The organism is Mycobacterium sp. TH-M103 (assembly GCF_057473785.1).
The window spans coordinates 1-9,586 of sequence record NZ_JBYCLG010000301.1 but is presented as its reverse complement, the minus strand read 5'-3'; the positions used below and the strand labels follow the sequence as shown (position 1 = coordinate 9,586).

11 protein-coding genes and 2 pseudogenes are annotated in these 9,586 nt (G+C 70.7%); 10 read left to right on the top strand and 3 right to left on the bottom strand.

Annotated elements, in window-relative coordinates; genetic code table 11:
• Positions 1 to 279 (top strand): annotated as a pseudogene (locus tag AC2VOR_RS16895) (SRPBCC family protein); the annotation flags it as partial.
• Between the two features lie 62 nt (positions 280 to 341).
• Here AC2VOR_RS16895 and AC2VOR_RS16890 read toward each other — a convergent pair.
• Positions 342 to 773 (bottom strand): Hsp20/alpha crystallin family protein, encoded by a 432-nt coding sequence (locus AC2VOR_RS16890; protein WP_369739304.1) that lies wholly within the window; start codon positions 771 to 773, stop codon positions 342 to 344.
• A 135-nt stretch (positions 774 to 908) separates the two neighbouring features.
• Between AC2VOR_RS16890 and AC2VOR_RS16885 the strand changes: the two are divergent.
• The 4 genes and pseudogenes from AC2VOR_RS16885 to AC2VOR_RS16870 form a co-directional block, all read left to right on the top strand.
• A pseudogene (locus AC2VOR_RS16885) lies at positions 909 to 1,407 on the top strand (ATP cone domain-containing protein); the annotation flags it as partial.
• A 309-nt stretch (positions 1,408 to 1,716) separates the two neighbouring features.
• Positions 1,717 to 2,910, top strand: a complete 1,194-nt coding sequence (locus AC2VOR_RS16880) for a site-2 protease family protein (protein WP_369739303.1) — start codon at positions 1,717 to 1,719, stop codon at positions 2,908 to 2,910.
• A gap of 10 nt (positions 2,911 to 2,920) precedes the next feature.
• Positions 2,921 to 3,715: a universal stress protein gene (locus AC2VOR_RS16875; protein WP_369739302.1), complete on the top strand. Its 795-nt coding sequence runs from the start codon at positions 2,921 to 2,923 to the stop codon at positions 3,713 to 3,715.
• Between the two features lie 466 nt (positions 3,716 to 4,181).
• Positions 4,182 to 4,460, top strand: a complete 279-nt coding sequence (locus AC2VOR_RS16870; RefSeq protein ID WP_486964165.1) for a hypothetical protein — start codon at positions 4,182 to 4,184, stop codon at positions 4,458 to 4,460.
• A 26-nt stretch (positions 4,461 to 4,486) separates the two neighbouring features.
• Here the strand turns inward: AC2VOR_RS16870 and AC2VOR_RS16865 are convergent, their stop codons facing one another.
• Complete coding sequence (locus tag AC2VOR_RS16865; RefSeq protein ID WP_369741655.1) at positions 4,487 to 5,347, bottom strand: universal stress protein; 861 nt, start codon at positions 5,345 to 5,347, stop codon at positions 4,487 to 4,489.
• Positions 5,348 to 5,607: 260 nt separating this feature from the next.
• Here AC2VOR_RS16865 and AC2VOR_RS16860 point away from each other — a divergent pair, with 260 nt between their 5' ends.
• Genes AC2VOR_RS16860 through AC2VOR_RS16850 form a run of 3 tightly spaced genes read left to right on the top strand, consistent with a single transcriptional unit; the run spans position 5,608 to position 7,099 of the window.
• Positions 5,608 to 6,288 carry a helix-turn-helix transcriptional regulator gene (locus tag AC2VOR_RS16860; RefSeq protein ID WP_486964164.1) on the top strand — a complete coding sequence of 227 codons (681 nt, stop codon included), beginning with the start codon at positions 5,608 to 5,610 and terminating at the stop codon, positions 6,286 to 6,288.
• Positions 6,285 to 6,710 (top strand): hypothetical protein, encoded by a 426-nt coding sequence (locus AC2VOR_RS16855; RefSeq protein ID WP_369739299.1) that lies wholly within the window; start codon positions 6,285 to 6,287, stop codon positions 6,708 to 6,710. The genes AC2VOR_RS16860 and AC2VOR_RS16855 overlap by 4 nt, the downstream gene beginning before the upstream one ends.
• Positions 6,711 to 6,748: 38 nt before the next feature.
• Positions 6,749 to 7,099 carry a cupin domain-containing protein gene (locus AC2VOR_RS16850; protein WP_369739298.1) on the top strand — a complete coding sequence of 117 codons (351 nt, stop codon included), beginning with the start codon at positions 6,749 to 6,751 and terminating at the stop codon, positions 7,097 to 7,099.
• Between the two features lie 7 nt (positions 7,100 to 7,106).
• Here the strand turns inward: AC2VOR_RS16850 and AC2VOR_RS16845 are convergent, their stop codons facing one another.
• Complete coding sequence (locus AC2VOR_RS16845; RefSeq protein WP_486964163.1) at positions 7,107 to 7,607, bottom strand: DUF1990 domain-containing protein; 501 nt, start codon at positions 7,605 to 7,607, stop codon at positions 7,107 to 7,109.
• A gap of 56 nt (positions 7,608 to 7,663) precedes the next feature.
• On the opposite strand from AC2VOR_RS16845, the gene AC2VOR_RS16840 reads away from it, so the two are divergent.
• Both AC2VOR_RS16840 and AC2VOR_RS16835 read left to right on the top strand, forming a co-directional pair.
• Complete coding sequence (locus tag AC2VOR_RS16840) at positions 7,664 to 8,536, top strand: aldo/keto reductase (RefSeq protein ID WP_369739296.1); 873 nt, start codon at positions 7,664 to 7,666, stop codon at positions 8,534 to 8,536.
• 34 nt (positions 8,537 to 8,570) lie between these two features.
• Complete coding sequence (locus AC2VOR_RS16835) at positions 8,571 to 9,194, top strand: PaaI family thioesterase (protein WP_486964162.1); 624 nt, start codon at positions 8,571 to 8,573, stop codon at positions 9,192 to 9,194.
• Positions 9,195 to 9,586: the final 392 nt, after the last annotated feature.

The following is a 9,586-nucleotide window of genomic DNA, read 5'->3' as shown; positions in this document are numbered from 1 at the left end:
GTGCCGGAGAAGTATCTGGTGCTGCATGCCGCCCGGCCGGAGCTGCGGTGGAACGTCGTGTGGTCGTTCCACCTGCAGCCACACTGGGAGGACCGCGTCCGGCTGCTTACCCGCGCCAGGATCTCGCTGCGCCACCCGGGCGAGGTGTTCGCCATGGAGCTGGTCCGGCCGCTGATCGCGCTGACCACGCGGGGCTTGTTGCTGGGCATCAAGCACCGCGTGGAACGACTGCCCGCGCCCGGACCGGTGCGGTCGCGCAGCGCTGCCGAGAACAATTGAGGCACAGACGGTTTTGAGTGACGGGGTCCGGATGCCGCGGTCCGGGCCCCGTCCGGATCTGGCTATTTGGTCGCGATCTTGACGTGCTTTTCGGCGGGTGCCGGCTTCGGGACCGCCACGGAGACGCTCAGGATGCCCTTGTCGTAGGTCGCCTTGATGTCGTCCTCGTCGGCGCCGGCCGGCAGCGACACGGTGCGGACGAACGAGCCGTAGGAGAATTCCGACCGGCCGTCGAATTCCTTCTTCTCACTGCGTTCGGCTTTGATGGTGAGTTGGCCGTCGCGGACGGTGATGTCGACGTCCTTGGCCGGGTCGACGCCGGGAATCTCTGCACGGACCTCGTAGCGGCCGTCCTTCATCTCGTCTTCCAGCCGCATCAGCCGGGTGTCGAACATCGGGCGGATCCCGGCGAACGACGGGAATCCCGCCAGCAGGTCGGAGATCTCGGGGAACAGCGTATGCGGCTTCTGCGCCGCGGGAAGGGTACCGGTCATCATGTGCTCCTAGTGTGTGTTCCGGTGACACGACGTCTCCGATCCGACCACGGCACCGGGCGGCACGGTAGGGACCGAAGTCCTCATTGGGCGTCGGTTCGGCGAATTCCGGTCGAACGCGGGGATGCGCGGGTGATGACCAGAACGCCGCGGGCCACCGGGTGGCCGGCGAGTGTGCGACGGCGCGACGGGCGTCCGGCGCCCATCGATCCGTCACGCATCGAGATGGCGGTCGCCCGCGCCGCGCGCGGTGCCCGGATCGGTCGTCGACGCGCTGTCGCGGCGGCCCCGCGGCGCCGTCCCCACCGTCGAGGAGATCCATAACCTGGTCGAGGGGCAACTGGTGGCCGCGGGCCGGAATGACGTTGCCCGCAAGTACATCCCCTAGCGTCGGCACCGCGCCGAGGTGCGCGCCGCCAAGGCGCTGATCGGGGTGCGTGACGAGCTGAAGCCGACCGTGGCCGCGGTGACCGTGCTGGGCGAACGCTATCTGCTCCGGGATGAGCGCGACAGGACGGCCGAATCCACGGGCGAGATGATGGACCGGACCGCCACGTGCGTCGCGGCGGCCGAGGACGACCACCGGCGTGGCACCTCGGCGCGATGGGCGGAACGGTTCTCGGCGGCGCTGCGGACCGGCTCGTCGAGGTCAGGCAATTGGCCGTGCGGTTCCTCGACGCCGCGGTGTCCAAAACGGTCAACTTTCCGGCCGACGCGACCGTCGACGTCCGGGCCATCTATAGGGCCTACTGTCGGCCGCTGCCGGCTTCAGCGGCGCCTGCATCGGCCACACCTGCCAATTCTGAGCTTTGCGGTGCCGATTGGCCGCCCCGGCGAGGTCAAACGACCCTAGTAGCGGCAACGGCGCGGTCCTAACTTCGATACGGGACGGATGCATACACGGGCCGAAGCGGCCACCCGACAGGGGTTTTGGAGGTTCGAGATGGGAGATGCGATCCCGCTGGGGCGAATCGCCGGTTTTGCGGTGAAAGTCCACTGGAGCGTCCTGGTCATCCTGTGGCTGTTCACCTGGAGCCTGGCAAGCACGTTGCCCGGCACCGTCAAAGGGTATTCGCCGGCCGGCTACTGGTTGGCCGGCGCGTGCGGTGCCCTGGTGCTGCTGGCCTCGTTGCTGGCCCACGAGCTCGCACACGCCGTCGTCGCCCGCCGCGCGGGTGTGTCCGTGGGCGGGGTGACGCTGTGGCTGTTCGGCGGTGTGACGACGCTCGGCGGTGAGGCCAAGACCCCCAAAGCGGCCTTCAGGATCGCCATCGCCGGCCCGGCCACCAGCCTGGCGCTGGCGGCGATCTTCGGCGGGCTCGTCGCGGCGCTGCGGGCCATGCACGCCGCCCCCGTCGCGGTGGGCGTGGCGTCCTGGCTGGCGATGATCAACCTGGTGCTGGGCCTATTCAACCTGTTGCCGGGCGCCCCGCTGGACGGCGGCCGGGTGCTGCGCGCCTACCTGTGGCGCCGCCACGGCGACATCGTGCGCGCCGGGATCGGCGCCGCACACGCCGGACGGGTGCTGGCATACGTCCTCATCGCGTTGGGTCTGGCCGAATTCGTGACGGGCAGCCTCGTCGGCGGTGTCTGGCTGGCGTTCATCGGTTGGTTCATCTTCGCCGCCAGCCGCGAGGAGGAGACCCGCATCTCGACCCAGCAGCTGTTCGCCGGGGTGCGCGTGGCCGACGCGATGACGGCCCGTCCGCACAGCGCGCCCGGATGGATCAGCGTGGACGACTTCATCCAGGGTTACGTGCTGGGCGATCGCCATTCGGCGTATCCGGTCGCCGGGCGCGACGGCGCGATCGTGGGGCTGGTGACCTTGGCACAGCTGCGCGGCCTCCCACCCGCCCGGCGCGCCACCACGAGCGTGAGCGACATCGCACTACCCTTGCACGCGGTGCCGACCGCGACACCGCAGGAGCCGCTGAGCGCCCTGCTCGAACGGATGGCGGCGGCCGGTCCGCGCAGCCGGGCCCTGGTCGTCGACGGTGGTCAGGTGGTCGGGATCGTCACCCCCAGCGACATCACCCGCCTGCTCGACGTCTACCGGCTCGCCCAAGCCGAGCAGATTCGCGCCCTCGAGCGCGGGAACGCCGAAAACTATTCCGGCGCAGGAAGTGCCGGGTTCTGAGGAGCCGGCCATGAAACCGATCGTCGTGGGCATCGACGGCTCGCACGCGGGGATCGCGGCCGCGCTCTGGGCGGTCGACGAAGCCATCGGCCGCGGCACGTCGCTGCGACTCGTCTCGGTGATCAAGCTGAGGCACCCGTCCCCGGGCGACTACGCCCGCGACCTCGAGCACGCCGAAAAGGCGCTGCGCGAGGCGCGATCAGCGCTCGAGGCCGCCGGAAAACCCGTCGGCATCGAAACCGACATCCCGCGCGGCCCGGCCGGCCCGATGCTCGTGGAGGCGTCGCGCGACGCCGGGATGGTGTGCGTCGGCTCCGTCGGGATCGGGCGCTACGCCAGCGCGATCCTGGGCTCGGCGGCGGCCGCGCTCGCCGAGAAGGCGCACTGCCCGGTCGCTGTGCTGCGCACCGGCGCCGAGCAGCCGCCGCCCGACATCGACTGGGTGGTGGTCCGCATGACCGACGAACCCGGCAACGACGCCGTCGTCGAATGGGCCGCGTGGGAGGCGAGGCTGCGGCGGTCGCCCATGCTCGTCCTGGGCGGCCGGCCCGAGGAGCTCACCGAACACGCCGACGGCGCGTTCGAGGACCGGGTGCGGGACTGGCGACAACGCCACCCCGAGGTGCGCGTCTACCCGGTCACCACCAGGGACGCCATCGCCGACTTCCTGGGCGCGAACGACGAGCGGGTACAGCTCGCGGTCATCAGCGGACCCGAGGCCGCACAGCTGGCACGGCTGATCGGCCCGCACGGACATCCCCTGTTCCGCCACCCCGAGTGCTCGGTGCTCGTCGTCCGCGCGTAGCCGGGCAGGTGACATTTGGCACTTCTGGGCCCGACCCCGGGACGGGATGATCACCGGATCCGCGGCGCGATCTGACAGGGAGGGTGGCTGACGGTGGACGGTGACCGCACGTCTCGGATCTGGACGTCGATCGCGATGCTCGCGCGCCGCGAGGGGACCGCCATGACGGACCGACGAGTGCCTGGCGTGCGTGGAGGCGGTCGGCGTGAGCGGTGCGCGCCTGCTGCTGGCCGGGGAAGTGAGGTCGCTGGAACCGTGTACGTCACGGATGCGCGTGCCGGGAGATCGAGGAACCCAGGAACAGCTGGTGGACGCCCTGGTCCACGCCGACGCTGGTACGGCTGCGCGCATACTCCTACGCGCACCAGCAGCGGCTCACCGAGGTCGCGGGTCCCGTGGTGGAACGACGACTGCGATTCTCGGACGCCGCGGAACCCGCCACGGACAGCGGCGGCAGGCCACAGGGATGAGTGAGCCGCAGCTTGCTATCGCGGAAAGCTCTGCCCAACTGTCTGATACGCTCGTCGACGACTTCGACCTGGTCGAGTTCCTGCACTCGGTGACCGTGCACGCGCAACGAGCCCTCGGCGTCGAGGCGGTCGGACTGCTGCTGGCCGACAACCACGGCGGACGCAACGTCGTCGCCGCATCCGGCGAGCGGGCGCGGGGTGCTCGAGCTGTTCCAGTTTCAGCACGCCGAGGGATGCGCCGCGACCCCGCCGCCGCCGACGTGGTGGTGAGGTGAAGCCGTTTGCGGCCAAGCCTGTTCGGCTAACGGACGACCATTACCGGGACCCGCGCCAGCTGGGCGACGGTCTCGCCGACCGAACCCACCAGCAGCCCGGCGAACCCGCCCCGGCCCCGGCTGCCGACCACCACCAGCTGCGCCTGTTCGGCCTCCTGGACGAGCCGTCGCGCCGGCTGGGCCTCCACCACGACGCGGCGCACGTGCACGTCCGGATACCGTTCCTGCCAACCCGCCAACCGCTCGGCCAGCACCTCCTCGGCCACGGACTGCGTTGCGGGCCAATCGATTCCGGGCCATTCCGAGACGTCCAGGTCACTCCATGCATGCAGCGCGGTCAGGCCGACGTGCCGGCGCGACGCCTCGTCGAACGCGATCGCGGTCGCCGACTCGGACGCGGGCGAGCCGTCGATGCCGACCAGCACCGGCGCCCCGGCCGGTTGCGGCCTCGACGGATCCTCCTCGTGGACGATCACGACCGGGCAGTGCGCGTGGCGAAGCAGCGCGGAGCTGACCGAACCGAGCAGCCGGCCGGGCCAGCGGCCGCTGCCCTGCGCGCCCGCGACCATCAGCCCCGCGTGTTCGGACAGGTCGATCAACGCCGGAAGTGCTCCGGACGTCAGGATCTCGGTGTGGATGGCGGGGGGACCGCCGTGTTCGGTCGCCCCTTCGACCACCTCGAGCGCCCCGTCGACCAGTCGGCGACCGTGATCCTGCTGCCAGCGCATCACCCCGGCGGGCATCGGCGTTCTCAGCCAGGTCGACATCTCGGGCGACACCGCATGCACGAGCGTGAGCGGCGCCTTGCGCAACTCCGCGTCGCGCGCGGCCCACTGCACCGCCACCCTGGCGGCGGGCGAGTCGTCGATGCCGACGACGATCCCCATCGGCCCGGTAGATCCCGTCGGTACGTGCTGCGATGACATGGCCCGTCCTCTGTGCCTCGATGGCTGATCGGCGATCCGTCTCGGCCCGGCCGAGGTTGGCCGTGCCGCTGACTCACGACCGTATTGAGCCGCCCACGGCTCGGTCAGAGGCGTTTGTCACCATCCCGGCGGGCGCAGGTCCCGCGGGTCCGGTCTTTCTACGAACGGTATTGTTGAAAACCCGGCACGCGCGGTGCGCGGGCCGGCAGTTCTGAAGGAACATGATGGTCGAGGTCACGTCAGTTCGGGAATCGGTCGGGCGCCGCCGCAGGGTGCTGCAGGTGTTGCGGGCGTCGCCCGAGCCGATGAGCATCGCCGCGATCGCCGAGGTGCTGCGCGTGCATCCCAACACCGTCCGGTTCCACCTCGACATACTCCTGGGCGACGGCCAGGTCGAGCGGGTCGAGCCGGGCCGCAAGGGACCCGGGCGGCCGGCGCTGATGTTCCGGGCGGTCCGGCAGATGGACCGCGGGGGAGCGCGGCACTACCGGATGCTCGCCGAGATCCTGGCGGAAGCGCTTGCCTCCGAGCGGGATCCGCGCGCCAAGGCCCTGCGCGCCGGCCGCGCCTGGGCGCGGAAGACCCAGTCCGCCGCGCAACCGCCCGGTGGGGCGGCCCTCGGCGCCGAAGAAGCCGTCGACCGGCTGGTCGACCTGCTCGACGATCTCGGCTTCGCCCCCGAGCGCCGGACGATCGACGGCCGGGAGCAGATCGGCCTGCGGCACTGCCCCTTCCTGGAGATCGCCGAGAACGGGACCGGCATCGTCTGTCCCGCTCATCTCGGCGTGATGCAGGGCGTCCTGGCGGCCTGGGAGGCGCCGGTCTCGGTGGTCAGCCTCGACGCGTTCGTCCAGCCGGACCTGTGCGTGGCGCACCTAACGGCACGGGCGGACGCCCGATGAGCGGCGCGCCGGCTGTCGCCGTCGCGGTCACCTTCGTCTGGCTGGGCATGGTGTCGGCCATCTCGTTTCTGGAAGCGCCGCTGAAGTTCCGCGCGCCCGGCGTCACGCTGCCGCTCGGCCTGGGCATCGGTCGCCTGGTCTTCCGCGTGCTCAACGCCGTGGAGATCGCCTTCGTCGTCGTCGTCGTGGCGGTCCTGACCACCGCCCCGATGCCGGCGCGGGCCGCCGTGGCGCTCGGTGCGGCCGTTGCCGCGCTGCTGGTCCAGGTGCTGGCGGTGCGTCCCGCGCTGACCCGTCGGTCCGACCGGGTGCTCGCCGGCCTGGACGCACCGCGCTCCCGCGCCCACCACGTCTACATCGGTTTGGAGGTGGTCAAGACGATTGCATTGGTCGTAGCGGGGATATCCCTACTAGCCGGCTGACCGTTCGACAAACCACCCCCAACCAAGGGACTCGATCTATGGAATCCATCTCTTTGACCAGCCTGGCCGCCGAAAAGCTGGCCGAGGCCAAGAAGTCGCACAGCGGGCGCGCCGCGCACACCGTGCACGGCGGGCACAGCCACGAACTCCGCCAGACCCTGCTGGCCCTGCTCGCCGACCACGACCTGTCCGAGCACGACGGGCCCGCGCAGGCGACGCTGCAGGTGCTGCAGGGACACGTGCGGTTGACGGCCGGGGATGACGCCTGGGAGGGCAGGTCCGGGGACTACGTCGAGATTCCGCGGGAGCGGCACGCCCTGCACGCGGTCGAGGACTCGGTGGTCCTGCTGACCGTGCTGAAAACCCTTCCGTCGGCTGCCCCCTCGTAGGCGGGCGTCACACCGCGCGCAGGTAGCGCCTGGCGATGAGGCGCTGGCCCAACGACACCACCGGCCGGCCCGCCCTGCTCCACCAGGTCGCCGGCCGGGAGAACGACGACACCTCCGCGAACACCGCGGAGGTGGCAGGGTCGTGGCGCACGACGAAGCACTCCTCGCCGGACTCCGGGTGACCCGGCAGCGTGCCGTAGCCGAATCCGCGGATGTCGGGTTCGTCGACGACGTACACCACGCGGCACGGAGCGGGCAGGAAACCCAGCCGCACCACCACGATCGCGTCCAGGACCACGGTCTCCGAGCTCGCCTGCACCCGCAGGCCCGACCCGCGCTGCATCCCCCAGTGCATGACGGCGTCGGCGGCCTGCTCGAATCGTTGCCGCCCGCTGCCGATCCGGGCCTCCACGTGGAGGTGGCCGTACCCGGCGGGCCGCTGGCCGGCGGCCGTCGCGCCCACCTCCGGGTACGTCAGCGGAAGTTCCTCCAGGGAGCGTAGGTCCACCCGCCCAGCTTGCCACGGCAAGACGGGCGCCCGGCCTCCCGGCGTACGGTCGAGAGGTGACCACACAGACTGTTGCCCACGCGTCCGGAACGTTCACCATCGGCGGCGACCTGACCGTCAACCGCCTCGGCTTCGGCGCCATGCGCCTGACCGGCAAGGGCGTGTGGGGTCCGCCCACCGACCGCGACGAGTGCGTCCGGGTGTTGCGGCGCGCCGTCGAACTGGGCGTCGACTTCATCGACACCGCCGACTCCTACGGCCCCTACGTCTCCGAGGAGATCATCCGCGAGGCGCTGCACCCCTATGACGGTCTGGTGATCGCGACCAAGGCCGGGCTGCTGCGCACCGGCCCGGACGTCTGGATCCCGCTGGGCAACCCGACGTACCTGCGCCAGGAATGCGAGATGAGCCTGCGCCGCCTCGGCGTCGACACCATCGACCTCTACCAGCTGCACCGCATCGACCCGGACTTCCCGCTGGCCGACCAGTTGGGCGAGCTGGTGGCCATGAAGAACGAGGGCAAGATCCGCCACATCGGCCTGTCGGAGGTCAACGTCGACCAGCTCAACGCGGCCCAGCAGATCACCGAGATCGTGTCGGTGCAGAACATGTACAACCTGTCCGCCCGGGGCGCCGAGCCGCTGCTGGACGCCGCGACGAGCCAGGGCATCGGCTTCATCCCGTGGTTCCCGCTGGCCGCCGGACCGCTCGCGGACCCCGAGGGGCCGCTGCAGCACATGGCCGCCGAGCACGACGTGACACCGTCGCAGCTGGCGTTGGCCTGGCTGCTCAACCGCTCACCGGTGATGTTGCCGATCCCGGGCACCTCCAAGGTGGCCCACCTGGAGGAGAACGTGGCCGCCGCCGAGATCGAGCTGAGCGAACAGGAGGTCGAGCTGCTCGGGGCCATCGGGGAGCAGAACGCCTGACCGGGTCCGGCGGGTGGGCGGATACGGTGTCCGGGTGACCAGCGAGCAGGCCCGGCACCCCGGCGGGGGATTCAACCCGCCCGAACCGACCACCAAGGGCGGGCCCGACTACGGCCGGTTCGTCGACGCGGTCCGCAGGATGCAGGACCACGCGCGCGCCGCCGACGCGCCCGACGAGGTGATCACCGAGGCCGCCGACCTGCTCGAGAAGGTGTCGGCGCTGCTGAGCCCGTACGACGCCGACGAGTGGCGCTCGCCGTCGGGACGCCGGATGGACCTGCCGATGCGCGGCAACATCCTGTCGATCCCCATGTCGGCGCACAAGACCGACGACGGCCGGATCCGCGGCTGGGCCCGCTTCGCCCGGTACCACCTGGGCCGCAACGGCGCCGTGCACGGCGGTTGTTTGGGCATGCTGTTCGACAGCGTGCTGGGGCTGACGTCCTCGGTGCTCACCGGCGGCCCCTACCAGCGCACCGCCTACCTCAAGATCGACTACCGCCACATCGTGCCGATCGGGAAGGAACTGCAGTTCGACGCGGGCATCGACCGGGTGGACGGGCGCAAGATCTTCGTCTCGGGCCGGCTCAGCGACGGCGACACGTTGCTGACGGAGGCCGATGCGCTGTTCGTGCGGCTCAAGCCTGGCCAGCCCTGAGGAGCCCCGCCCCCGCGCGCTGTCCCGCCGAGAGCGCTCGAAGAGGAGGTTGCCGCAGTGGCGATCGCCGAGCTGACGATGACGGACTTGTTCCGTGCGATGGAGCTGACGGGCGTGTTCAGCAACGCGCTGCCGGACGGTGTATTCGCCCGGAAGGACACACTTTTGGTGTGGCAGGTAACGCACGCACAGCCGACAGACATCGGCGTGCCTCATCTACTTCGAGCGCGTGGCCGATGGTGGTGCCCCAGCTATTTTGAGCGCGTAGCGCGGAAGGCTTGCCCACAACTACCCGGCCGCGCGGCATGAAACCCGACCCACAGAAACGTCAGTAGATCCAATCGGGACGCGGGTCCACTCCGTCGCCATATCCGCCCGGCACAGTGGGCGGC